The sequence below is a fragment of the Novosphingobium sp. UBA1939 genome, from assembly GCF_002336885.1.
Classification (GTDB): Bacteria; Pseudomonadota; Alphaproteobacteria; order Sphingomonadales; family Sphingomonadaceae; genus Novosphingobium.
On sequence record NZ_DDFB01000136.1, the window covers coordinates 1 to 24,486 of the forward strand.

Sequence of the window (24,486 nt, forward strand, 5' to 3'; positions counted from 1 at the left end):
CGGGTGTTCACGCCCTATTGGCGGGCGGTGCGGGCCTTGCCGGTGGCGGCGGAGTTGCCCGCGCCCGCGCGGTTGCCGGTGCCGGAGGTCTGGCCCGCCAGTGACCAGTTGGCCGATTGGCAATTATCGCGTGCGATGCGGCGGGGTGCTGCGGTTCTGGCACCCTGGCAAAGCCCCGGCGAGGCGGCGGCGCTGGACCGGCTGGCCGGGTTTGCTGAAAGCCGCATGGCGGCCTATGGCGCACGGCGGGATTTTCTGGCGGAGGAGGCAACCTCTGGCCTGTCGGAGCATCTGACCTATGGCGAGATTTCGCCCCGAACGCTGTGGCACCGGGGCAGGCGCGCTATGGAAGAGGGCAATCCCGGCGCCGAGACATTCCTGAAAGAACTGGTCTGGCGCGAGTTCGCCTGGCATCTGATGTATCACTACCCCGATCTGGGGCGCGAAAACTGGAAGGCCGACTGGAACGCCTTTCCCTGGCGCGGCGACACGGCCGACGCCGAGGCGTGGCGGCGCGGCATGACCGGAGAGCCACTGGTCGATGCCGCGATGCGCGAGATGTTCGTGACCGGGCGAATGCACAACCGTGCCCGGATGATCGCGGCCAGTTACCTGACCAAGCATCTGTTGACTCACTGGCGTATCGGGCTGGACTGGTTCGCCGACTGCCTGACCGATTGGGATGCAGCGGCCAATGCAATGGGCTGGCAATGGGTTGCGGGCAGCGGCCCCGACGCCGCACCTTATTTCCGCATCTTCAACCCGGCGACGCAGGCCGAGAAATTCGACCCCGAAACGCGCTATCGCCGCCGCTGGGTGGCGGAACTGACGCGGGCGCCGGGGGCGGAGGCGCTGTCCTATTTCGACGCCGTGCCGCGATCATGGCGGCTGGACCCGCGGGCGGCCTATCCGATGCCGCGGATTGACCTTGCGGCGGGGCGCGAGCGTGCCCTCGCGGCGCTTGCGCAAGGAAAATCTTGAGCCGAGCGAAATTCTCTGATTTCGTCAACAAAAAGGCCAATCGAAAGACCTTCGAAGGAACCCGTGGGGGGCTACGATGACGGTGCTGACGACGACAAAAGGCCAGACTGGCCTTCCGCGCTATTTTGCGGCCGTGTTCGAGATTGCCAAAAGCCTGAACAGGGGCAGGCTTGATTTCGTGCTGCCCGATGGCAGGCGGTTTCGGGCAGAGGGCAAGGTGCCCGGACCTGCCGCCGAAATCGTTGCCCATTCGCCCGATGTCTTTGCCCGGCTGATCCGCGAGGGCGATCTGGGCTTCAGCGAGGCCTATGTGGACGGCGAATGGTCCACCCCCGACCTGCAAGGCTTTCTGGACCTGATGCAGCAGGGCAATGAGGCCGTCTATGACGGCTTTCCCGGCCTTGGGCTGGTGCGGATCTATGAGCGGATGCGGTTCTGGCTGCAATCGAACAGCAAACGGCAGGCAAGGAAGAACATCGCCTATCACTATGACCTTGGGAATGAGTTCTACGGGCTGTGGCTGGATGAGACGATGACCTATTCCTCGGCCCTGTTCCGCACCGGGCAGGAAAGCCTGGAGCGGGCGCAGACCCAGAAATACGCCGCCATGGTTGACCAGATGGGCGCAAGGCCGGGCGATCATGTGCTGGAGATCGGCTGTGGCTGGGGCGGTTTCGCCGAATATGCCGCGAAGGAGCGTGGGCTGCGCGTGACCGGGCTGACGATCAGCCAGGCCCAGCATGACTTTGCCGTCGCCCGAATGGCGCGGTTGGGGCTTTCGGAGCGGGTAGAGATAAAGCTGCAGGACTACCGCGACGAGACCGGAAGTTATGACGGCATCGCCAGTATCGAGATGTTCGAGGCTGTGGGCGAGAAATACTGGCCCGCCTATTTTGGCACCCTGCATGACCGGCTGCGACCGGGCCGCAACGCCACCTTGCAGATCATCACCATTTCCGACAAGCGGTTCCAAAGCTATCGCAAGCAGGTTGATTTCATTCAGAAATACATCTTTCCGGGTGGAATGCTGCCGTCGCCCGCAGCCCTTCGGGCCGAGATCGCGCGGGCCGGACTGCGGCTGAAAGGCTCGGTCGAGTTCGGGCAAAGCTATAGCCAGACGCTGCGGCGCTGGCACGATACCTTCAACGCTCGCTGGGAAGAAATCGCGCGGCTGGGGTTCGACGACCGCTTTCGCCGGATGTGGAATTTCTATCTGACCTCTTGCGCCGGGGCCTTCGGTGGGGGCAACTGTGATGTGACGCAGATCACCATGACCCGGCCCTGAGACCCGGCCCTGAGGAGCCTTTATGCCCACCGCCTCGAAACTGGTTGCAGCCGTTCTTTTTGCCATTGTCGGGGCGGTTGCCGCCCATCTGTTCCTGCCAACCCTGCCCGAAGGCACCCCTCCGGGATATTTGCGAGAGGTGTCGGCCGCGGTCGGTGCATTCTGGGGCTGGCGGACCATGGGTCGCCGCGTCGGCAAAGGCATGGGAGAGGCGGCAGGATCTGGCATCGTCACATCGGTGGTGATGCTGTTCTGGGTCATGTTGCTGTTCTCGGTCTATCTGATGATCCGCCGTTCGATGCGGGGCCTGTTCGACGGGCCGATGGATGCGCTGCTGGGCGTTCTGAACATCATGTATGATTACGGTCACAACCTTTTGGCGCCGGGAACGCCGATCGCGCTGATCGTCGGCGGCATCCTGGCAGGATGGCTGACCGAGATCACCTACAAGCGGTTGGGGTGACCGGTGACGACTGAGGCCTGGCGGAAAGGCGCGCTGCGTCATGAGGCGGTGCTGCGCGCCGTGCTGGGCCATGGGGGCGCGGACGACGGCGAGGCGCGCATCCGGTTTTATCTGGCGGTGACGGGTGGGGCCGACGATCTGCCGGTGGCAGAGCTGGCGGCGACGGCGTGCGATGTGATGGCGCTGTTCGGTCAGAAACCTGCTGCCGAGGTTGCGGCCAGGCTGGGCATGGTGCAGGTGCGCGGCGGTGCGCGGGCGCGGGCTGCGGCGACGGCCCCCGCAACGCTGCGCAGCCCGCGGGGCGAACAGGATGTGCAGGTTGCGGCCCGTCGCGAGCCCTATGCCCGCTTCTTTGCCGTGGAAGAATACGACCTGTCGTTCCGCCAGTTCGGCGGACAGCCCGGCCCGCTGGTGACGCGGGCGGTGTTCATCTCGGGCGATGCGGTGACGGTGCTGCCCTATGATCCGGTTCGCGACCGGGTGCTGGTGGTCGAACAGTTCCGCAGCGGCCCCTTCGGGCGCGGCGATGCCAACCCCTGGCAGCTAGAGGCGATCGCCGGTCGCATCGACCCCGGTGAAACGCCGGAGCAGGCGGCGCGGCGCGAGGCGGTGGAAGAGGCGGGCCTGAACCTGGGCGCGCTGCGGCAGGTCGCGGGGTATTACCCCAGCCCCGGCATTTGCGCCGAGTTCCTTTATTCCTATGTCGCGTTGTGCGACCTGCCCGATGGCAGCGCCGGGGTGTTCGGCGTGGCGGGCGAGGCCGAGGATATTCGCGGCCATCTGATCGGGTTTGACGATCTGATGGCTCTGGTTGCCTCGGGCGAGGTGGGCAATGCGCCGCTGATCCTGACGGCGCTGTGGTTGCAGCGGGAACGCGGGCGGTTGCGGGCAGGTTAGCACGCGCACCGACCCGCCGCGCAAGGGAACGGCGGGCCGTTCCGGCGCCTAGCGGTTGGCGTCGAACAATGCGCAGGCCGCATCGAAAAAGCGGGCGCGGATGGCCGGCGTTTCCATCATCACTTCATGTTCGCAGGCCGGATAAAGATCCAGTCGTCCCTGCGGCCATGTTGCCATGCGGGCATGGATCGGGGCGGCATCGACGATCTTTTCAAGCATCCCCAGCGCACACAGGGCCGGAACCGCAGGTGCCGCCTTGCGCCCGAGCGACAGACATTCCACCAGCGCCGCCCGCAGCCAGCCCAACGAAGGGCCTGCCAGCGTCAGGTCGGGATGCGCCCTGCCTTGGCGGACCATATAGTCCCACATCGCGGGCTCGGTTGTCAGCGTGTTGCCGGCGAAAGGCGCGGAAAGGACGTAAGACGCCTCTCCCGTGCCCGGGGTATAGCGCCCGCCCGCCCCGACAAAGCGGGACAGCGTAGAAATGGTCAGCGCCACGGGGCGCATCCAGGCCGCCATCAGAATACCCCACATCGGGGCAGAAAACGCCGCCGCCTTGAACGGCAGGCCGCGCATCAACGCGCGCAGCCCGATGCAGCCGCCCATCGAATGGGCAATCATGTAGAACGGTTGGGGCAGGCCCACGGCACGGGCATGGGCCAGTGCTGCATCCAGATCGCGCTGATATTCGTCGAAATCGCCGACATGGCCCATAAGCCGGTCGGGCAGGGCGCGGTCGGCCAGGCCCTGGCCACGCCAGTCGATGGTCAGCGTGGCATAGCCGCGCGCGGCCAGATCGGTCGCGGCGTGGCCGTATTTCTCGATATATTCGGTGCGGCCGGGCAGCAGGATCACCGTGCCCTTCGCCTCCGCTAGCGGCCACCAGCCGACACGGATGCGCACACCATCCGATGTGGCAAGCCAAGCCGCACGGCCCCCTTCGGGACCGTCGGCCACCTCGGCGAACAGCGGCGCCTCGGTCAAGGTCAGCCCATCGCCGCGCCAAGCTGCATGGCAAGGCCCATGTTGCCATCGACTGCCAGCTTGCCGGTCATGAAGGCCATGGTCGGGTTCATCTCGCCTTCCAGAATCGCGCGGAACACCTCACCGCTGGCGGTCAGCGTCACATCGGCTTCGCTGTCTTCCGCGCGCACACCCGTGCCATCGACAATGATGCTGCCTTCGCCGGGAATGACGAACTTGGCCACACCCCCACCAAAGCCCGAAGGCATCTTGCGTTGCAGGGCCTCAACCGCGGTGTTGATCACGTCGCTCATCCGTCTCTCCTCATCCGTCATGTCATCGTGAAAGTGTCGGGCTGGAATTTTCCTCCCGATGCGTTACGTTTACGTTATGCGGTCCCGGGTTCGGTTACACAATCATATCGTTGCGGCACTTTTGCCGATGCTGCTGGCACTGCCTGCCGGGGCAGAGCCGTCGCGGCTGGATGGCCTGTTTGAACGGCTGCGCGCCGCGAACGATGCCGATGCCCGCCAGATCGAGCGCGAGATCTGGATCGAATGGTCGAAATCCGGCTCGCCTGCCATGGACCTGCTGCTGCAACGGGGGCGCGACGCGCTGGAAGCGGGCGACACAGAGGGGGCGATTGCCCATCTGACGGCGCTGGTCGATCATGCCCCTGACTTTGCCGAAGGCTGGAACGCCCGTGCCACGGCCTATTACAATGCAGGCCTGCTTGGCCCGTCGATCCATGACATCGGTCGCACGCTGGAACTGAACCCCCGGCATTTCGGCGCATTGTCGGGGCTGGCGATGATTTTCGAGGAATTGAAGCGTCCCGAAAAGGCGCTGGAAGTATATCGCAAGGTGCTGGAGATCGACCCCCATGCCGAAGGCGTGCCCGATGCGATCACCCGCCTGACCGCCGAAATTCAAGGCCAGGACCTGTAAGGACGCCACCCCATGGACGCCAATGCGCGGGTCACGGCCGTTCTGGGGCCGACCAATACCGGCAAGACTCATTACGCGATCGAACGGATGCTGGGCCACCGCACCGGGGTGATCGGCCTGCCGCTGCGGCTGCTTGCGCGAGAGGTTTATGACCGCATTGTCGCCCTGCGCGGACCATCGGTCGTGGCGCTGGTCACGGGCGAAGAGCGCATCGTGCCGGACCGTGCCGCCTATTGGGTCTGCACGGTCGAGGCGATGCCGCTGGACCTTGGCGCCGATTTCGTCGCGGTGGACGAGATCCAGCTTTGCGCCGACCCGGACCGCGGCCATGTCTTCACCGACCGGCTGCTGCGGGCGCGGGGCTGGCACGAAACGCTGTTTCTGGGCGCCGAATCCATGCGGCAGGCCATCGCAAACCTGGTGCCGGGTGTGCAGTTCCTGAAGCGAGAGCGGTTCTCGACCCTGAGCTATTCGGGATCGAAGAAGATCAGCCGGATGCCTGCGCGGTCGGCCATCGTCGGGTTTTCGGTGGAAAACGTCTATGCCATCGCCGAGTTGATCCGCCGTACCAAGGGCGGCTGCGCGGTGGTGATGGGCGCGCTGTCGCCCCGCACGCGCAATGCGCAGGTGGATCTCTATCAGAACGGGGATGTTGACTATCTGGTGGCAACCGATGCGATCGGCATGGGGCTGAACCTGGATATCAAGCATATCGCCTTTTCGGCGACAGCAAAGTTTGACGGGCGGCGGATGCGGGCGCTGTTTCCGCAAGAGCTGGCGCAAATCGCGGGCCGGGCAGGGCGGCATACCGAGGATGGCACCTTTGGCGTGACCGGCGAGGCGCGGCCCTTTGACGAGGAAACCGTCGAGGCGATTGAAAACCACAGGTTTCCGCCCGTCCGCAAACTGCACTGGCGCAACCACGATCTGGAATTTGGCAGCGCCGAACGCCTGCTTGCCAGCCTGGAACGCCACACCCAGAACGACTGGCTGACCCGGGCGCGCGACGCCGATGATGTCGTCTCTCTCAAGGCGCTGTCTGCCATGCCAGAGGTGCGTGACAGGCTGACCGGCCCGAAACGGGTGCAACTCTTGTGGGACGTGTGCCGAATCCCCGACTTTCGCAGCGTGTCAGAGGCCGAACATGCCGCCCTTCTGGCGCGGATTTTCGACTTTCTGGTCGGGCGCGGCCTGGGCGGGGGCAGGGTGCCTTCGGACTGGCTGGCCAAGGCGATTGCCCGGATCGACAAGCCGGGTGGCGATATTGACACGATTTCAAAGCGTCTGGCCTATATTCGCACCTGGACCTATGTTGCGCAGCGGAAAAACTGGGTCGAGGACGAAAGCCATTGGCGGGGCGAGACGCGCGCGGTAGAAGACCGCCTGTCAGATGCCTTGCACGCAGCCCTGACCCAAAGATTTGTAGATCGGCGGACATCGGTTCTGCTTCGCCGGTTGAAACAGAAGGAGACCCTCGTGGCCGAGGTGAATGACAAGGGTGAAGTGACGGTTGAAGGCGAATTCGTCGGCCGTCTGGAAGGCTTCCGCTTTCAGCAGGATGCCTCTGGCAGCCCGGATGAGGCAAAGACCCTGCGGCAAGCGGCCTATCAGGCGCTGAAGCCAGAGTTCAGCCTGCGGGCGGACCGTTTCTACAACGCGCCCGATACCGAGATGGACTTTACCGAGCAGGGCGGCCTGATGTGGGGCAACTCTGCCGTGGGCAAGCTGGTCAAGGGCGCCGAGGCGCTGAAGCCCGGCGTCGAGGCGTTCGTCGATGAAGAAGCCGGACCGGAGGTGGCCGAAAAGGTCCGCCGCCGGTTGCAGCATTTCATCGACCGCAAGGTGGCAGCACAGTATGAGCCGCTGCTGGCGATGGCGCGCGACGAAACCCTGCAAGGTTTGGCGCGCGGCTTTGCCTATCGGCTGGCCGAGGGGCTGGGCGTGATCTCGCGCGAGGCGATTGCGGCCGAGGTCAAGGAGCTGGATCAGGACGCGCGCGGTGCGCTGCGCAAGCATGGCGTGCGGTTCGGGCAATATACGGTCTTCTTGCCCGCACTGTTGAAACCCGCGCCCACCCGGCTGCGGCTGGTGCTGTGGTCGCTGTGGAACGGGCTGTCGGAGTTTCCTGAAAGCCCGCCGCCCGGCCTTGTGACCATCCCGAACATCGCCGAGGTGCCAAAGACGCATTACACGCTGTCGGGCTATCACCCGGCAGGGGCGCGGGCGATCCGCATCGACATGCTGGAACGTCTGGCCGACATCCTGCGCCAGAAAGACAGCCGTGCGGGGTTCGAGGCGACGCCCGACATGCTGTCAATCACCGGCATGACGCTGGAGCAGTTCAACGACCTGATGGGCGGGCTGGGCTACAAGGGCGAAAAGGGCGAGCGGGTCAAGGTCAAGGCTGTGGCGGTGGCCCCTGTCGCCCCCGTGGTTGACCCCGAAGCGGTGGTGAACCCGATCCCCGAAGAAGTGTCCATCCTGGCTCCGGCCCCGGAAGAGGCCCTGGTGGCAGAGGCTGCGGCCGAAGCCGCGCCCGAGATGGAGGTGTTCTACACCTTTACCTGGGCTCCCAAGCCCCGGTTCCAGCGACCCGAACGCGGCCCGCGCCCGGAACGTGCCCCCCGCAAGGAAGGCGATGCCCCCCGTGGTGACGCTCCGCGTGGCGACCGCCCCCCCCGGGAAAAGCGCGAGGGCGACCGTGGCCCGCGCCCGGAAGGCGAGCGGCGCGGCCCGAAACCCGAAGGCGGCAAGCCGCAGGGGGAGCGTGGCGACCGTGGTGACCGCAAGGGCGGCGGCAAGTTTGATCGCAACCGCGAGCGGGACAACAAGCCCAAGTCGTTTGAGGCGCGTCCTCCGCGCCCCGAAAAACCGATTGACCCCGACAACCCCTTTGCCGCCCTGCTGGCGTTGAAGGGCAAGGTTTAAGGCCGGTATGGCAGGACCGGGCGGCAAGCAGTCCCATCAGGCCCAGCCGAAACTGCGGCTGGACAAATGGCTGTTTCACGCCCGGTTCTTCAAATCGCGAGAGCTGGCGGCCGAGGTGGCCGAAGGCGGTCACTTGCGGATCAATGCGCAGCGCTGCCTGAAACCGGGGCACGGGCTGGCCGTGGGGGACGTGCTGACCTTTCCGCAAGGTCGGCGCATCCGCCTGATCCGGGTGCTGTCGCTGTCTGACCGGCGCGGCCCCGCGACCGAGGCGCTGGCCTTGTACGAAGATCTGGACCCGCCGGGACAGGACGCCCTGGCAGAGCCGCTTGAATGATCCTGCCCAAGGGGGTAGGGATGCCCCGTTAAAGCTATGAGGCCCGCCGATGACCTATGTGGTGACCGACAACTGCATCGCCTGCAAATACACCGACTGTGTAGAGGTCTGCCCGGTCGATTGTTTTTACGAGGGTGAGAACACTCTGGTCATCCACCCCGATGAATGTATCGACTGCGGTGTCTGCGAACCGGAGTGCCCCGCCGATGCCATCCGCCCGGATACCGAGCCGGACATGGACAAATGGGTGACCTTCAACCGCAAATATGCCCTGCTGTGGCCGGTGATCACCACCAAGCGCGATCCGCTGCCCGGCTATGAAGAGCGCGATGGCGAGACCGGAAAGCTGGAGAAGTATTTCTCGGAAGCCCCTGGTCAGGGGGGCTGATTCGCTTTTGGGCCGCAGTTTGTGTCAGTTTGGTTGACTAACTGGTAAAATACCCGAGATTCCCGGGCGTGATTGGCCTGCTACCGCTATCGCGGCAGTTGGAATCGCGTGATTTTTGTGCTACATAATTCTCACATAAAACAAATATACCTGTCCGCGCCTCAGGACTGCTCGTCTGGTGCGCCTTTCCGAGACCGATTTGACCGCAGGGCGGGATTTCCCGAGCTGTGGCAGTTTGCGCCGGAAAACAGGTGAACGCCGAGGATTCTGACAAACATGACCAAAGCCAAGAAGCCCGAATTTCGCCCTGACGAATTCGTGGTGTACCCCGCTCATGGCGTGGGCAAGATCGTCTCGATCGAAGAGCAAGAGATTGCCGGGCTGAAGCTGGAACTGTTCGTGATCTCGTTCGAAAAGGACAAGATGACGCTGCGGGTTCCGACCAACAAGGCGATCGATATCGGAATGCGCCAGCTTTCCTCGCCTGAGGTGGTGTCGAAGGCGCTTGATACGCTCAAGGGCAAGGCACGGGTCAAGCGGGCGATGTGGTCGCGCCGCGCGCAAGAGTATGAGCAAAAGATCAACTCGGGCGACCTGATGGCGATTGCCGAGGTGGTGCGCGACCTGCACCGCGCCGATGATCAACGTGAGCAAAGCTATTCCGAGCGTCAGTTGTACGAAGCTGCGCTGGAACGCCTGACCCGCGAAGTCGCCGCTGTTTCGGGCGATGACGAGGCGGGCGCACAGCGCAAGGTTGGCGATGTGCTGACCAGCCGCGCGGCCTGATCTTTCTGACATTGTGTAAAACGGCGGTCTTCGGGCCGCCGTTTTGCTTTACACGGCCAGCGCCAGCGCGGCGGTCAGCGCGATCTGCTGGCTGGCGCCCAGAACATCTCCGGTCTGCCCGCCAATCTTGGCGCGGGCCACCAGGGCTATACCCCCGGCACCCAGTATGGCGGCAAGGATCATCGGCAGCGCCTGCCAACCCGCCAGCGCCAGCGCCAGCGCCGCGGCAAGGGCTGCGCCTTGCACCACCGTGTTCCAGCCCGGTGCCCCGTGACTGGCGGAAAGGCCGCTGCCGCGCGCATTGGGCAGGGCAGTCATGACAGCAGGCATCACGGCGCGCGACAGCGCCTCTGCCGCCAGCACCGGCCCCCAATGGCCCGCCGCGACCAGCGAGGACAGGGCCGACCACCGCGCCAGCAGCACGATAACCAACGCCAGAACGCCGTAGCTGCCGACGCGGCTGTCCTTCATGATCTCCAGCCGTCGCGCCTTGTCGCGCCCGCCCCAGAAGCCATCAGCACAGTCGGCCAGCCCGTCTTCGTGCAGGCCCCCGGTCAGCGCCGCAGCAACGCCGAGCATCAGCGCGGCGGTGACGCCCGGCGCAAGGCCAAGGGCAGCAGCGGCCAGCCCTGCCAGAGCCGACAGCCCGCCCACCGCCAGCCCCGCCACCGGCCAGGCCCAGGCGGCGCGCGGGTCTGGTGCGCCGGTGTCGGGCATGGGCAGGCGGGTCAGCAGGCCAAAGGCGGCAAAGACATCGTGGCGCAGGTCGCGCATGGGCATCCAACGGTCCTTTCCGGGCTGGTCATTCGCCTTGGCCTTGGCTAGCCAAGGGGCGACCGGAATTCAATGGATTTGCCATGCCCGCCTCTTCTTCCTCCGCCTTCGCCTCGCTGTCCGAATTCGCGGCCCTGCTGGCGGCAAGCCCTGCCGCTGATGCAACGGCGCTTGCAGCCGCCGCCGAGCGTAATGGCCAGTTGACCAAGCCTCCGGGTGCGCTGGGGCGGCTGGAGGATGTTGCGATCTGGATCGGCGGCTGGCAGGGCCGGGCGCAGCCGCGGATCGACCATCCGCAGGTGGTGATTTTCGCCGGAAACCATGGCGTGACGGCGCAGGGCGTTTCGGCCTTTCCGTCCGAGGTGACGGTGCAGATGGTTGCCAACTTTCGTCATGGCGGCGCGGCGATCAACCAGTTGGCGCGGCTGCATGGCGCCGAGGTCGAGGTGGTCGCGCTGGAGCTGGACCGTCCTACGGCGGATTTCACCGAAAGCCCCGCGATGACCGAGGGGGAAACGGTGGCCGCCCTGCAAGCCGGTTGGAATGCTGTGAACCCCAAGGCCGACATTCTGGTGGTGGGCGAAATGGGGATCGGCAACACCACCGCCGCCGCCGCGCTCGCCGCCGCCAGCTTCGGCGGGACAGGGGCGGATTGGGTCGGCCCCGGCACCGGGGTCGATGCCGCCGGGGTGGCGCGCAAGGCGGCGGTGGTCGACATAGCGCTGGCGCATCACGCCGGGCAGCTCGACCAGCCGTTCGAGATCCTGCGCCGCGTCGGCGGGCGCGAGATCGTCGCAATCGCCGGCGCGATCGTCGCCGCGCGCCACGCCCGCGTCCCCATCCTGCTCGACGGCTTCATCGGCACCGCCGCGATCGCGCCGCTGGCACGCGGCAATGCCGCGATCACCGATCATTGCCTCGCCGGGCATTGCTCGGCCGAGCCCGGGCACCGCCGCCTGCTCGACCGGCTCGGGCTGTCGCCGCTGCTCGCGCTCGACATGCGATTGGGCGAAGGCAGCGGCGCGGCGGTGGCGGCACAGATCGTCCGCGCCGCGCTCGCCGCGCATGACGGGATGGCGACCTTCGCCGAGGCCGGCATCGCGGGGGGATGACCAGCTTCGCGCTCCACCTGTTGCGACACGGCGCCCCGCTGCTCGCCGGGCGCATGCTGGGGCATCATGATGCCGAGGTCACGGCGGGCGGCATCGCGGCGTGCGCCAGACAGGCGCGGCGGCTGCCGCCGGTCGACCGGCTGATCGCCTCCGACCTCACACGCACCCGGCGTTGCGCCGAGGCGATCGGCACGCCGCGGCTCGACCCACGCTGGCGCGAACTCGATTTCGGCGCGTGGGACGGGCTGGCGGCAAGCGAGATCGACGCGGCGGCGCTGGCGCGGTTCCACGACGATCCCGATGCATCCCCGCCCCCCGGCGGCGAGCGCTGGTCGGCGCTGGTCGCGCGGGTCGGCGCGGCGATCGACGAGCTTGCCCCCGTCCCCACTCTGGTAGTGACCCATGGCGGCGCGATGCGCGCCGCGCTTGCGCATCTTTGCGGGCTGAGCCTCGCCGCGACCTGGGCGTTCGACCTTCCTTATGCCGCGCTGCTGTCGCTCACCGTGTGGGAGGGAGCGCCGCGCCGCGCGCAGGTCAGCGAGTTGCGACAATGCGATCGCTGATCGTCGCGCTCGCCTTTCTCACGCGCCTGCCGATGCCGCGGCTCGCCACCGACGCCGGTGATTTCGCGCGCGCGGTGCGGCTCTATCCTGCCGCGGGCATCGCGATCGGATTGCTGGTGGCGGGCGCCGGGTGGCTCGGCGCGCGGGTCGATCCGTGGCTCGGTGCGCTGGCCGCGACGGTACTGTGGGTGTGGGCGACCGGCGCGCTGCATCTCGACGGGCTGGGCGATCTCGCCGACGGGCTCGGTGCGGCGCACGGCGATCGCACGCGGCTGCTCGCCGTGATGCGCGACCCGCATATCGGCAGCTTCGGGGTCACCACGATCGTGCTGCAGCTCGCCGCCAAACTCGTGCTGCTGCATCTCATCCTGCCCGCCGGCTGGCTCGCGCTGACCGCCATCCCCGCCGCCGCGCGGCTCGGCCCGCTGGTGTGGGCGCGGTTCCTGCCGCCGCTGCGCGACAGCGGTTTGGGCGCGAGCATCGCCGGCGCGATCACGCTGCCGATACTCGCGATATGGGGGGCGCTGCTCGCTGCCGCCTGTGTCCTGCTGCCGCCACTGGCCGCGACGCCGCTGCTGATCGCGCTGCTCGGCTGGTGGATGCATCACCGCATCGGCGGGGTGACCGGCGACGTCCACGGCGCGGGGATCGAATTGATCGAGACCGGGCTGCTGCTCGCCGTCGCGCTTCAGGCCGCACGCTGAGCGATCGCGAGGATCGCGGCGAGATCGACGTGCGCTTCGAGCGTGGCGGCAATCTCGTCGAGCGCCGCATCGACATCGGCATGATGATCGGGCCCGCGCGCCGCGACCCCGATCCGCGCCAGCCACGCCGCGCGCTGCGCCGCAAGCCCGAGCAGCCCGTGGACATAGCTCCCGGCGACCAGCCCGTCGGCGCTCATCGCCCCCTCGCCGCGACCGTCGGCCAGCCGCCCGACCGGGCGCGCAGCATCCGCCCCGATCGTCCGCCCGAGGTGGATTTCATAGCCGGTGAAGGGCTCCCCCAGCGCCTCGCCGCTGACCTGGGTCAGCGTCTTGTCGCCGCCCAGCACGGTCTCCACGTCGAGCAGCCCGAGCCCTGCGACCGTTCCCGCGGGCCCCTCGATCCCCTGCGGATCGGCGACGCTGCGCCCGAGCATCTGATAGCCGCCGCACAGCCCGAGCACCGGTCGGCCGCGGCGATGATGCGCCAGGATGTCGATATCCCATCCCTCGGCGCGCAGGAAAGCAAGGTCGGCGATCGTCGCCTTCGATCCCGCCAGCACGATCAGCGCCGCATCGGGGATCGGCTGGCCCGGGGGGACCATGATCCCCTCCCCCCCGGGCTCGAGCCGCAGCGGATCGAGGTCGTCGAAATTGGCGATCCGCGGGGTGATCGGGCAGGCAATCACCACCCGCCCTGCGCCCGCCGCCGCCGGGCGTTCGAGCACCACCGCATCCTCGCTCGGCAGGCGCCGCGCCGGGGCGAGCCACGGCACGATGCCGAGCCCCGGCCAGCCGGTGCGCGCGGCGATCGTCGTCATCCCCTCGGCGAACAGCGCCGGGTCGCCGCGGAATTTGTTGATCAGGAAGCCGTGGATCATCGCCGCATCCGCGGCGTCGATCACCGCATGCGTGCCGACCAGCGCGGCGATCACCCCGCCGCGATCGATATCCCCCGCCAGCACCACCGGCACCCCGGCGGCGCGCGCGAACCCCATGTTGGCGATATCGCCCGCGCGCAAATTGGTCTCGGCCGGCGACCCCGCACCCTCGACGACGACGATATCGGCGTCGGCGGCGAGCCGGCGATAGCTTTCCAGCACCTCGCCGAGCAGCCCTTCGCGCTCGCGCCAGCGCGCCGAGCCGAGCGTGCCGCGCACCTGCCCGCGCACCACCAGTTGCGAGGTGCGATCGCCCTGCGGCTTCAACAGCACCGGGTTCATATCAACGCTCGCCGGCACGCGACACGCCAGCGCCTGCGTCGCCTGCGCCCGGCCGATTTCGCCGCCGTCGCTGGTGACCGCGGCATTGTTGCTCATATTCTGCGGCTTGAACGGGCGGACGCGCAGCCCGCGATTGGCCAAGGCGCGGCATAGCCCGGCGACCAGCACCGATTTGCCGACGTCGGAACCGGTCCCCTGGATCATCACCGCAGCCATGTTCGCACCCCGCGCTCGCCCATCAACCCGCACGCGCGACGTCGGGCGGCTCGCAGCGGGGTTAGGCATCTCGAGCGGCGCTGGCAACCGCAACACCCGCCGGCTCTTGCAGTCAAATAGTTGATTTGACGATGCAAGTTGGAGGATACAATAATTTAATTTTCAATCATGATTACATTCTTGCTGTGCTGCGTAATAAACGGCAAACATCTCTTATGATCTGAATAAATGCAGAGAGATCCCAGATCAGAACAACGTCACAATAAGAATCATATTCTCGTTCTTGTGCAGCGTATTGCGCGCAAGATTGCCATTCGGATGCCATCCGGATCGGTCGCTCCAGAGACGAGCATGACGAGAATTTGCAGACGCAAGGGGGGAGGCCTTTATGACAGCGCGAGCATTCGCAATAACGAGCAAAATCGGGGGCCGTATGCGCATCGACGCGCGGCTCGCTCTTCTTGGTGCGGTGTCGCCTTTTGTCGCGCTTCCCGCCTTTGCCCAGCAGGCCGCCCCGGCCGAAAACGCCCGGATCGACGACATCGTCGTCACCGCCCTGCACCGCGCGACCAATGTTCAGGAAACGCCGCTGGCGATTTCGGCGATCGGCGGGGAAGCCTTGACCAATCAGGGCATCTCCACCAGCGACGGACTGGCCAAGGTCGCGCCGAACCTCGTCATCCGCGAAAATGCCAATGGCGGCAGCCGCATCATCATCCGCAACATCCAGTCGAGCGGGGAACCGACCGTCGGGCTCTATTATGACGAAACGCCGATCACCGGCTCGACCGGGGTGGGCAATGATGCCGGCGGCACGACACCGGCCGTTCGGCTGTTCGATGTCGAGCGCGTCGAGGTGTTGCGCGGCCCGCAAGGCACGCTGTACGGCGCCAGCTCGATGGCGGGCACCGTCCGCCTGATCTTCAAGAAGCCCAATCTCACCCAGTTCGAGGGCGAGGTCAGCGGCCAGCTTGCCGGGATCGCGCATGGCGACCTGGGCTATAATGCCCAGGTCGCGCTCAACGCGCCGATCGTCCACGACAAGCTCGGCGTGCGCGCGGTCGGCTTTTACGAACGCATCGGCGGCTGGCTCGACAATAGCGTGCTCGGCCTCACGAATTTCAACGACAGCAAATCCTATGGCGGGCGCCTGCTGGCGCGTTACCAGCCCAATGACGATGTGACCTTCGACGCCTTGGCGGTCTACCAGAAGCGTGAAGGCTACAGCGGCCTGTGGGACTATAAGAAATACATCGATACCGGCGTCAGATACGATCAGACGCTCGATACGGTCACCCCGCAGACCGACGAGATGCAGCTCTACAGCGGCACGCTGAACTGGGATTTCTCCTTCGCCACGCTCACCGCGATCGCGGCTTATTCGAAACGCGATCTCGCCTTCAGCTTCAATTACTCGCCCTATTTCCGGCGCGCCTCGGTGACGGCGCCCGGCGCGGCGGGCTGCCTGCGCTATTTCGGGTTGCCGGTCGGCGCAGGCGCGAAATGCTCCACGGCGCAGGTCGCGGAATATAAGCAGGATTATATCGATCCGTTCCTCCCCGCCCCGACCTATCAGCCGCAGAGCACCAAAACCTGGTCGCAGGAAGTGCGCCTCGCCGGCGGCGAGCGGCTGAAATGGACGCTCGGCTTCTTCCATTCGAAGCGCCGCAATTTCGTGCGCAGCGTCATCACGCAGACGACGCCGCGCGGGGAAATCATCTTCCCGATCACCCCGTTCTTCGATCGCACGGTCGACGATACGCTCGAGCAATTCGCGGGCTTCGGCGAATTCACCTATGAGGTGATCGACGGCCTCAGCGTCACCGCCGGCCTGCGCTATTTCGACTATAAGAAGAAAACCACCAGCGAGGTGCTGGTCGGCAATCTCGTCGTCGGCAACGAGCCCTCCCCCGCCAGCACCAATCGGGCCAGCGAGGACGGGACGATCCTCAACTTCAACGTCAATTACAAGATCACCCCCGATGTCATGGTCTATGCCTCGGCGACGCAGGGCTTTCGCCCGGGCGGGGTCAATCAGGTCGTCGGCATTTCGGACGATCAGGCCGCTTACGCCGGCGCGTATCAGTCGGACAGCATCTGGAATTACGAACTGGGGGTCAAATCGAGCCTGCTCGATTACCGGCTGACGCTGAACGCCAATCTGTTCCAGATCGACTGGAACAATATGCAGGTCAGGGCGACCGCCAATAACGGCTCCTTCGCCTTCGTCACCAATGCCGGCAGGACGCGCATCCGCGGTGTGGAGCTGGAGGCGATCGGGCGGCCGATCGACGGGCTGACGCTGCGCGCGTCGGGTTCCTATACGTCGGCGCGGCTGCGCGGCAATCAGATCGCAGTTCCCGGCGTCACCATCTCGGGCGCCGGGCTGGACGGCGATTATGTGCCGCTGACGCCGAAATATACCGCGCAGGGCTCGGCCGAATATGTTTTCCCGGTCAGCGACACGCTCGAAATCCTCACCCTCGCGGACATCGGCCATATCGGCAGTTCGTGGACCGAGTTCCGGCGCGATCCGACCCGGGACTATCAGCTCCGTATCCCCGCGATGACGGTCACCGGGCTGCGCGCCGGGGTGCAGAGCAGCGACGGCAATTGGGGGATCTACGCCTTCGTCACCAATCTGTTCGACGTCACGGGGGTGGTCAACAAGAGCCGCGGCGCCTCGATCGGCGGGGACGATCCGCGCGGCCTGAGCGTCAATGCGATCGCGCCCCGCACCATCGGGCTCAATTTCCGCAAGAATTTCTGAGGGGGATGAAAATGCGTCTGCGCCATTTGCTGCTGCTGGCCCTGGCGGGCAGCGCGATCGTCAGTCTTCCTGCCGCGGCGCAAGCGCAGACGCAGAAGGAGGCACCGCCCGCAACCAGCGAGACGCTGCCGCTCGACGGCATGAAATATCGCATGATCGGCCCGTATCGCGGTGGGCGATCGAGCGGCGTTGCCGGCATCGCGACCGACCCCTCGACCTATTATATGGGCACCGCGGCGGGGGGCGTGTGGAAAACCACCGACAGCGGCCGGACCTGGGAACCCTTGTGGGACAAATTCCCCGAAGCCTCGCCGTCGATCGGCGCGCTCGCGGTCGCCCCCTCCAATCCCAATGTCGTTTATGCCGGCACCGGCGAAAGCGCCATTCGCGGCAATGTCGTCTCGGGCAATGGCGTCTATAAATCGACCGATGCGGGCAAGACGTGGCATTATGCCGGGCTGCGCCAGTCCGAATTCATCGGGCGGATCGCAGTCGACGCGGCCAATCCCGATCTGGTGTTCGTCGCCGCGCTCGGCCCGGTGTTCCGTGACGGCGGCGAGCGCGGCATCTATCGCTCGCGCGACGGCGGCAAGAATTGGGAGCGCGTGCTCTACGTCGACGAAAAGACCGGCGGGGTCGCCGTGCAGATCGATCCGAACGATCCCAAGCTCATCTATGCCGCCACCTGGCAGGCGCATCGCAAGCCGTGGATCATGGAAAGCGGCGGGCCGGGCAGCGGGCTCTATCGTTCCCGCGACGGCGGCAGCACCTGGGAGAAACTGACCGGCAACGGCCTGCCCACCGGCATCTGGGGCCGCGTCGGGGTGACCGCGACATCCGATCCCAAACGTATCTATGCGATCATCGAGGCGGAGAAAGGCGGGCTCTATCGCTCCGACGACGGCGGCGCGAACTGGCAATATGTCAACAGCGACGGCAAGCTGCGCCAGCGCGCCTGGTATTACACCACCGTCTATGCCGATCCGAAGAATCCCGACACGGTGTTCGTGATGAACGTCAACGGCCACAAATCGATCGACGGCGGCAAGACGTTCAAGAAGATCCCCGTCTTCCACGGCGACACGCATCAGATGTGGATCAATCCGCGCGATCCGCGCCACATGATCAACGCCAATGACGGCGGCGCGGGGATTTCGGTCAACGGCGGCGAAACCTGGTCGGAGCAGATGAACCAGCCGACCGCGCAAATCTACCACATCTCGGTCGACAATCAGATTCCCTATAATATCTACGGCGCGCAGCAGGATAATACCACCTTGCGGATTCCCAGCGCCAATACCCACGGTCCGATCGGGGTCCAGCATTGGCGATCGGTGGGCGGGGGCGAGAGCGGCTATGTCGTGGCCGATCCGAAGGATCCGAACATCGTCTATGCCGGCAGCTATTGGGGCGATCTGACGCGTTATGACGAGCGCACCGGCGAGGCGATCCAGGTCAAGCCGTGGCCGCGCGAAAGCATGGGCTGGGGGGTCGCAGACCTCAAGCACCGCCGCGGCTGGACGGTGCCGTTCGCTTTCTCGCCGCACGATCCCAACGTGCTTTATTATGCCAATGAAGTGCTGTTCAGGACGACGACCGGCGGCCGCTCGTGGGAGATCATCTCACCCGATCTCACCCGCAACGACAAATCGAAGCAGATCGCATCGGGCGGCCCGCTGACCAAGGATAATACCAGCGTCGAAGTCTATGGCACGATCTTCTCGTTCAACGAATCCCCGGTCGAAAAGGGACTGATCTGGGTGGGGACCGACGACGGGCTGATCCAGATCACCCGCGACGGCGGCAAGAACTGGTCGAACGTCACCCCGCCGGCGATGCCCGAATGGGGCACGGTCGATATGGTCGAGCCGCATCCACACAAGGCGGGCACCGCTTACATCGCGGTCGAGCGCCATAAATTGGGCGATTACACACCTTATGCCTTCCGCACCGACGATTACGGCAAGACCTGGGTGCCGATCGCCAACGGGCTGCCGGCGGACGCCTATGTCCATGTCGTCCGCGCCGATCCGACGCGCGACGGACTGCTTTACGCGGGGACGGAGAATGGCATCTACACATCGCTCGATGACGGGGCGAGCTGGACATCGCTGCGGCTCAACATGCCGCGCACCCCGGTGCACGATCTGGTGGTACATGCCGGCGATATCGCGGTCGCCACGCATGGTCGATCCTTCTGGGTGCTCGATGATCTGAGCCCGGTGCGGCAATGGTCCGATCGCGTCACCAAGGCGCCGTTCCATTTCTTCAAGCCGCGCCAGACGACGCGGATCGTCTATGCCGGCCGCGGTGACGGGGCGGGCTCCTACACCGGGCCGAACCCGCCGCAGGGCGCGATCCTTTATTATCATCTCAAGGACGAGGTGGCGGCCGACAAGATCCGGCTCGACATCCTCGACGCCTCGAACAAGGTGATCCGCAGCTATGATGCGGTGCCGCCCACGGCCGCGAAAGCCGCCGCGGACGAGGGCGAGGACGGCCCGCCCAAGCCGCCGGTGCTCGGCACCAAAGCGGGGCTCAACCGCTTCGCCTGGGATATGCGCCACGAAGGCGCGGTCAAATTGACCAATGCCTCGATGTGGCATGCCTCCACGCTCGGCCCGGTGGCGCTGCCGGGGACATATACCGCACGGCTGACGGTGAACGGCAAGGAGCAGCGCCAGCCGATCGAGATCGTGCCTCTGCCCAGCTCCACCGCGACCCCCGTGCAACTGAAGAAGCAGTTCGATCTGGCGATGGCGGTGAACGATCAGCTCAATGCGGTGCACCGCGCGGTGCTCGAAATCCGCGATCTCCACGCCAAGCTTGGCGAGCTGCGCAAGGCCGCCACGGGCGCGTCCGACGGCGCGGCGATCATCGCCGCGGCCGATGCGCTGGAGGCCAAGGCCGATGCGGTGGAAGAACAATTGATCCAGAAGAAATCGATCGCCCCGCAGGATCCGCTCAACTTCCCGGTGCGGCTGAACAACATGCTCGCTTCGTTGTCCAAGAGCGTCACCGAAGGCGATGCCGAGCCGAGCACGCAATTCTACACCGAATTCGACGAGCTGAAGGCGATGGCGACCCGGCATCTGGGCGAATGGAACGGGTTGAAGGCCAATGATCTGCCGGCGTTCAATGCCCGCGCGGTCGGGGCCAAGCTCACCCCGGTTACGCTGACGACGCCCACCGAATGACCGCGACACGCGATCGAAGCCGCTATCCCGATCCACCGGCGACGGGCAGTATCCGTTGAATGCGTGGACAAAAGATACAGGTTTGTCTGATCCTGACGGCGCTGGCGGCTGCGTGCTGGGGAAGCGTGGCGGAGGCGCAAAGCGCGCTTTCCTTCTCCGAAACGATCGTCGTCACCGGCGCGCGCGAGGCGCCGAATAGCGCCGCGTTCGAAACCCGCCACGCGCTCGATCCGCTTTCGGCGCCGGATGCGGCCTCGGCCGACGAGCTGTTGCGCGCGCTGCCCGCGCTCCATCTGCCCACCAATTCGCGCGGCGAGACGATCGCCTTCGTCCGCAACGCCGCCGAGCGGCAGGTCGCGATCTTCTATGAAGGCGCGGACATCAATATCCCGTGGGACAACCGGCTCGATCTTTCGCTGATCCCGGCCGGGCTGATCGGCGCGGCGCGATCGGCCGCCGGCCCGCTTGCGCCGCATTATGGCGTCAACGCGCTGGCGGCGATCAGCCTGTCTCCGATCGAGCGCAACGCCGGCGCGATCAGCTATGGCACGGGCAACCGGGTCGACGGCCGTCTGGCGGTCGTGCTGGGCCCGGCGACGATCGGCGGCAGCTATGCCCGCCGCGACGGCGACCCGCTGCCGGGCAATGCCCGCCTCCCTTATTCGCAGACCGGGCGGACATTGCGCACCAACACCGATCGCGAACTTGCCAGCCTGTTCGGGCGCGTGAAGGGGCGCGTGGCGGCGCAGGATGTCAGCCTGACCGCCTTTCACGTCTGGGGCAGCAAGGGCATCGCGCCCGAGGGCAATCGCGACACCGGCGCACGCTTCTGGCGCTATCCCGACGTGCGGCATACGCTGATCGTCGGCAATGCGCGAAGCGCCCTGGGGGCATCGACGGAGCTCGACAGCACCGTCTGGCATCAGCGCTTCGGCCAGACGATCGACGATTATGCAAGCGCGGCCTATCATCGCGTCAATGCGCGCCAGATCGATCGCGATCGCACCTGGGGGCTACGTGAATTGCTCAAACATCGCGCCGGCGCGGCGATGTTCGTCGGGTCGTTCAACCTGCTGCAATCGACCCACCGTCAGCGCGACATCGCTTATGTCGACGGCAATCCCCCCACCCTCCTCCCCGCGCCGCTATTCTACAAGCAGCGCAACTGGAGCATCGGGGGCGAGATCGAATATGACCTGTCCCGCGCCGTGCGGGGCGAGATCGGGATCGGCTATGATGTCGTCGATTATCTGCGCACCGGCGACAAGCCGCCCGTCGACAAGGCCCGCGACTGGACCGGGCGCGCCGCGCTGATCGTCGATGCCGGCGACGGCTGGCGCCTGCGCGGCGCGATCGGACGAAAGATGCGCGCCCCGACGATGCGTGAGCGGTTCGGCGAGGCGATCAAACGCTTCCTGCCCAATCCCGCGCTCAAGCCCGAGCAGATCCTGTCCGCCGAGATCGCCGCGGAATGGCGCGGGCGCAATGGCAGCTTCTATCTCATCCCGTTCGCCCAGGATCTCGACAATACGATCGACCAGCGCCGCGTGGGATCGCTGCGTCAACGCATCAATCTGGCCGGATCGACGGTGCAGGGCGCCGAACTGGGCGGCGACTGGCGACCCCATCGCCATCTCACCTTATCGGGCAATGCCACATGGGCACGCGCGCGGCGCAAGCAAAATGCCGCCGGCGAGCTCAACCGGCTGGCCGAGAAGCCGGCGGTGCTGGCGAATGCGCGCGCCGATTATACCCATCCGCGCGGCGCGACCGCGGCGATCGAGGCACGCTATGTCGGGCGTGCTTATTCGGCCGATAGCATAGGCGCGCTGGTGCCGCTCCGCACCTCGACCAGTGTCGATATGCATCTGGGGCATCGCTTCGAGGCCGGAGGCCAGCCGTTCGAGGCGTTCGTCCATCTCGCCAATATCGGCGATACGGTGATCGAGCCCCAGCTCGGCCTGCCGGGGCCGGGCCGCGCGATCCGCGTCGGCATCAGGATGCGCTGATTTGGGCCGCGGCCGATTTCGCAAGCTGATGCGCACGGTCCATTTCTGGACCTCGCTGGCGGTGTTGCTGACCGGCGGCCTCGTCGCCGGCAGCGGCATTCTGCTGCTGCTCAAGAAGGATGCGCAATGGCTGCAACCCGCCGTGGTCGCCGCATCGCAAACGGGCGCGTCGGATGTGCGGGTCGACGCCTTGTTCGACGCGGCCTCAGCGGCGGCCGCGCGACCGCTGCGCTGGGATGAGATCGACCGGATCGACGTCCGCCCGGCGGACGGCATCGCCAAGGTCGTGACCGACGACGCACTGGAATATCAGGTGGATCTGCACACGCTCGATGTGCTCAGCACCGGGCATCGCGGCGCCGATATCGTCGAACAGATCCATGACGGCAGCTTCTTCGCGTCCTGGGTCAAATATGTCGTGATGATCCCGTCAGGCGCTGCGCTGCTGATCCTGTGGCTGACCGGCATGTATCTGTTTTTCATGACCTTGCTGAAGAAGAACAGCAAGAAGCGCGATCCGGGCGACTAACCCGCGCGATCGAGTTCATCGTTGAGCCGCAGGCTGCAGCGCCAGAAGAAGAAGGCCGGGATCAGCCCGAGGCACGCACCGCCGTACAGCACGTAGCGCACGCTTTCCTCCCCGTGCGACGGCTGGAGCCAATCCGACAACATGCCGAAGAACAACGGCCCCAGCCCCAGCCCGATCAGATTCTGGAAAAACAGCAGCACCGCCGCGGCGATGGCGCGCGCGCGCAGCGGTGCCAGCCCCTGCGCGGTCGAATAGGTCGGGCCGTAATAAAGCGAATTGCACAAGGTCGGGATCGCCAGCAGCGTCAGCGCCACCGGCCAGTCGGTCGCCTGATAGGCGAGCAGCGCGAGCGGCACCGCGACGGTCATCCCGACGATCGGCGCGGTCAGCACATGGCGGCGATTGGTCGCGCCGAAGCGATCCGCCAGATAGCCGCCGAGCCAGGTGCCGCCGATCCCCGCGATGCCGTTGACGATGCCATACCAGAAGCCGACCTCGCCCGGCGACATCGCATGCGTGCGCTGGAAGAAGATCGTCGTCCAGGTGACCTTGCCATAGGACAGGAAAGCGGCGGCCGATCCGGCGATGAGCAGCAGGATGAAGGCGCGCGACCCCATCACCGCACGCAACGCATCCTTCAGCGGCAATTCCTTATGCGGCGAAGCGCCGGCGGCGGGCGTCGCGGCTTGCCGGGGATCGCGCAACAGGCGCAACACCAGCAACGCCATCGCCACGCCGGGCAGGCCGACGATCACGAATGCATGTCGCCACCCCACCCAATCGGCGAGGAGGCCACCGATCACCATCCCCAGCAAGGTGCCGATCGGAATCCCCAACGCGTAAAAGGCCAGCGCCGAGCTGCGTTTCTCCGGGGGCACGATATCGCTGATCAGCGAATGCGCCGGGGGCGAGCAGCCCGCCTCGCCCACGCCCACCCCGATCCTCGCAAGCAGCAACTGGACGAAATTCTGCGCAAACCCGCATAGCGCCGTCATTGCCGACCAGATCGTCAGCGCCACCGCGATCACCCGCGCGCGGTTGGTCGTCGGGCGATCGGCATAGCGCGCGATCGGCAGGCCCAATGCGGTGTAAAACAATGCAAAGGCGAGCCCGGTCATCAGCCCGATCTGCGTATCGGACAGCTTCAGATCGCGCGCGATCGATTCCGCCAATATGTTGACGATCTGCCGATCGATGAAATTGAAGATATAGACGAACAGCAGAATCCATAGGGTTAGCCGAACCGACCGCCCGGCAAGCGCGGTTCCCTGCATCGTCGCCATTCATCATCCCCCCGCACAGGACGACTTTCCCGCCGTCTGTCGCAAAGGCTCGCTTACTGAGCGCGCACGGTCAACCGTCGTCGGGCACGGCCGGCTATTCCGGCAATCTATTGTAACCGGCCCGTCACCACAG

21 protein-coding genes are annotated in these 24,486 nt (G+C 65.9%); 16 read left to right on the forward strand and 5 right to left on the reverse strand.

Annotated features, from left to right (window positions below; translation table 11 throughout):
* The 4 genes from B3547_RS17720 to B3547_RS17735 form a co-directional block, all read left to right on the forward strand.
* The coding region (locus tag B3547_RS17720) for a cryptochrome/photolyase family protein (protein ID WP_292965271.1) at positions 1 to 981 on the forward strand (981 nt) is incomplete at its 5' end.
* A 76-nt stretch (positions 982 to 1,057) separates the two neighbouring features.
* A complete protein-coding gene (locus tag B3547_RS17725; protein ID WP_292965272.1) occupies positions 1,058 to 2,266 on the forward strand; it encodes an SAM-dependent methyltransferase in 1,209 nt (402 codons plus the stop codon).
* 22 nt (positions 2,267 to 2,288) lie between these two features.
* Positions 2,289 to 2,729 carry a TrgA family protein gene (locus tag B3547_RS17730; protein WP_292965274.1) on the forward strand — a complete coding sequence of 147 codons (441 nt, stop codon included), beginning with the start codon at positions 2,289 to 2,291 and terminating at the stop codon, positions 2,727 to 2,729.
* A gap of 3 nt (positions 2,730 to 2,732) precedes the next feature.
* A complete protein-coding gene (locus B3547_RS17735) occupies positions 2,733 to 3,626 on the forward strand; it encodes an NUDIX domain-containing protein (protein WP_292965276.1) in 894 nt (297 codons plus the stop codon).
* Positions 3,627 to 3,674: 48 nt separating this feature from the next.
* On the opposite strand, the gene B3547_RS17740 is transcribed toward B3547_RS17735, so the two are convergent.
* Both B3547_RS17740 and B3547_RS17745 read right to left on the reverse strand, forming a co-directional pair.
* Complete coding sequence (locus tag B3547_RS17740) at positions 3,675 to 4,610, reverse strand: alpha/beta fold hydrolase (RefSeq protein WP_292965278.1); 936 nt, start codon at positions 4,608 to 4,610, stop codon at positions 3,675 to 3,677.
* Positions 4,611 to 4,612: 2 nt separating this feature from the next.
* The gene (locus B3547_RS17745) at positions 4,613 to 4,903 is read right to left on the reverse strand and encodes an SCP2 sterol-binding domain-containing protein (RefSeq protein WP_292965280.1); all 291 of its coding nucleotides are present in this window, start codon (positions 4,901 to 4,903) and stop codon (positions 4,613 to 4,615) included.
* A gap of 127 nt (positions 4,904 to 5,030) precedes the next feature.
* On the opposite strand from B3547_RS17745, the gene B3547_RS17750 reads away from it, so the two are divergent.
* The 5 genes from B3547_RS17750 to B3547_RS17770 all read left to right on the forward strand — a co-directional run bounded on the left by B3547_RS17750 (position 5,031) and on the right by B3547_RS17770 (position 9,976).
* On the forward strand, positions 5,031 to 5,537 hold the full coding sequence (locus B3547_RS17750) for a tetratricopeptide repeat protein (RefSeq protein WP_292965282.1): 507 nt from the start codon (positions 5,031 to 5,033) through the stop codon (positions 5,535 to 5,537).
* 12 nt (positions 5,538 to 5,549) lie between these two features.
* Positions 5,550 to 8,465, forward strand: coding sequence for a helicase-related protein (locus B3547_RS17755; protein WP_414690580.1), 2,916 nt, complete (start codon positions 5,550 to 5,552; stop codon positions 8,463 to 8,465).
* A 7-nt stretch (positions 8,466 to 8,472) separates the two neighbouring features.
* Positions 8,473 to 8,802 (forward strand): RNA-binding S4 domain-containing protein, encoded by a 330-nt coding sequence (locus tag B3547_RS17760; protein WP_292965286.1) that lies wholly within the window; start codon positions 8,473 to 8,475, stop codon positions 8,800 to 8,802.
* A 49-nt stretch (positions 8,803 to 8,851) separates the two neighbouring features.
* On the forward strand, positions 8,852 to 9,190 hold the full coding sequence (fdxA, locus tag B3547_RS17765; RefSeq protein WP_292965288.1) for a ferredoxin FdxA: 339 nt from the start codon (positions 8,852 to 8,854) through the stop codon (positions 9,188 to 9,190).
* A gap of 276 nt (positions 9,191 to 9,466) precedes the next feature.
* Entirely contained in the window at positions 9,467 to 9,976 is a 510-nt protein-coding gene (locus tag B3547_RS17770) for a CarD family transcriptional regulator (protein WP_202658703.1), read from the forward strand.
* A gap of 48 nt (positions 9,977 to 10,024) precedes the next feature.
* Here B3547_RS17770 and cobS (B3547_RS17775) read toward each other — a convergent pair whose 3' ends face one another.
* Positions 10,025 to 10,756, reverse strand: a complete 732-nt coding sequence (cobS, locus tag B3547_RS17775; RefSeq protein WP_292965291.1) for an adenosylcobinamide-GDP ribazoletransferase — start codon at positions 10,754 to 10,756, stop codon at positions 10,025 to 10,027.
* 77 nt (positions 10,757 to 10,833) lie between these two features.
* Between cobS (B3547_RS17775) and cobT the strand changes: the two genes are divergently transcribed.
* Genes cobT through cobS (B3547_RS17790) form a run of 3 tightly spaced genes read left to right on the forward strand, consistent with a single transcriptional unit; the run spans position 10,834 to position 13,129 of the window.
* Complete coding sequence (cobT, locus tag B3547_RS17780; RefSeq protein WP_292965293.1) at positions 10,834 to 11,862, forward strand: nicotinate-nucleotide--dimethylbenzimidazole phosphoribosyltransferase; 1,029 nt, start codon at positions 10,834 to 10,836, stop codon at positions 11,860 to 11,862.
* Positions 11,859 to 12,425: a histidine phosphatase family protein gene (locus tag B3547_RS17785; protein ID WP_292965295.1), complete on the forward strand. Its 567-nt coding sequence runs from the start codon at positions 11,859 to 11,861 to the stop codon at positions 12,423 to 12,425. Before cobT ends, B3547_RS17785 begins: the two co-directional genes overlap by 4 nt.
* Positions 12,413 to 13,129, forward strand: a complete 717-nt coding sequence (gene cobS, locus B3547_RS17790; protein WP_292965297.1) for an adenosylcobinamide-GDP ribazoletransferase — start codon at positions 12,413 to 12,415, stop codon at positions 13,127 to 13,129. Before B3547_RS17785 ends, cobS (B3547_RS17790) begins: the two co-directional genes overlap by 13 nt.
* Here cobS (B3547_RS17790) and B3547_RS17795 read toward each other — a convergent pair.
* A complete protein-coding gene (locus tag B3547_RS17795) occupies positions 13,114 to 14,565 on the reverse strand; it encodes a cobyric acid synthase (protein WP_292965299.1) in 1,452 nt (483 codons plus the stop codon). The genes cobS (B3547_RS17790) and B3547_RS17795 overlap by 16 nt on opposite strands.
* 433 nt (positions 14,566 to 14,998) lie before the next feature.
* On the opposite strand from B3547_RS17795, the gene B3547_RS17800 reads away from it, so the two are divergent.
* From B3547_RS17800 to B3547_RS17815, 4 genes are read left to right on the forward strand one after another with little or no spacing between them, the layout of a single operon-like run.
* Positions 14,999 to 17,335, forward strand: coding sequence for a TonB-dependent receptor (locus B3547_RS17800; RefSeq protein ID WP_292965301.1), 2,337 nt, complete (start codon positions 14,999 to 15,001; stop codon positions 17,333 to 17,335).
* Positions 17,336 to 17,346: 11 nt separating this feature from the next.
* On the forward strand, positions 17,347 to 20,532 hold the full coding sequence (locus B3547_RS17805) for a WD40/YVTN/BNR-like repeat-containing protein (RefSeq protein ID WP_292965303.1): 3,186 nt from the start codon (positions 17,347 to 17,349) through the stop codon (positions 20,530 to 20,532).
* A gap of 59 nt (positions 20,533 to 20,591) precedes the next feature.
* Positions 20,592 to 22,541, forward strand: coding sequence for a TonB-dependent receptor plug domain-containing protein (locus tag B3547_RS17810; RefSeq protein WP_292965305.1), 1,950 nt, complete (start codon positions 20,592 to 20,594; stop codon positions 22,539 to 22,541).
* Positions 22,542 to 22,569: 28 nt separating this feature from the next.
* The gene (locus B3547_RS17815) at positions 22,570 to 23,070 is read left to right on the forward strand and encodes a PepSY domain-containing protein (protein ID WP_292965307.1); all 501 of its coding nucleotides are present in this window, start codon (positions 22,570 to 22,572) and stop codon (positions 23,068 to 23,070) included.
* Here B3547_RS17815 and B3547_RS17820 read toward each other — a convergent pair.
* On the reverse strand, positions 23,067 to 24,353 hold the full coding sequence (locus B3547_RS17820; RefSeq protein ID WP_292965309.1) for a spinster family MFS transporter: 1,287 nt from the start codon (positions 24,351 to 24,353) through the stop codon (positions 23,067 to 23,069). The two genes, B3547_RS17815 and B3547_RS17820, sit on opposite strands and share 4 nt — an antisense overlap.
* Between the last annotated feature and the right edge of the window lie 133 nt (positions 24,354 to 24,486).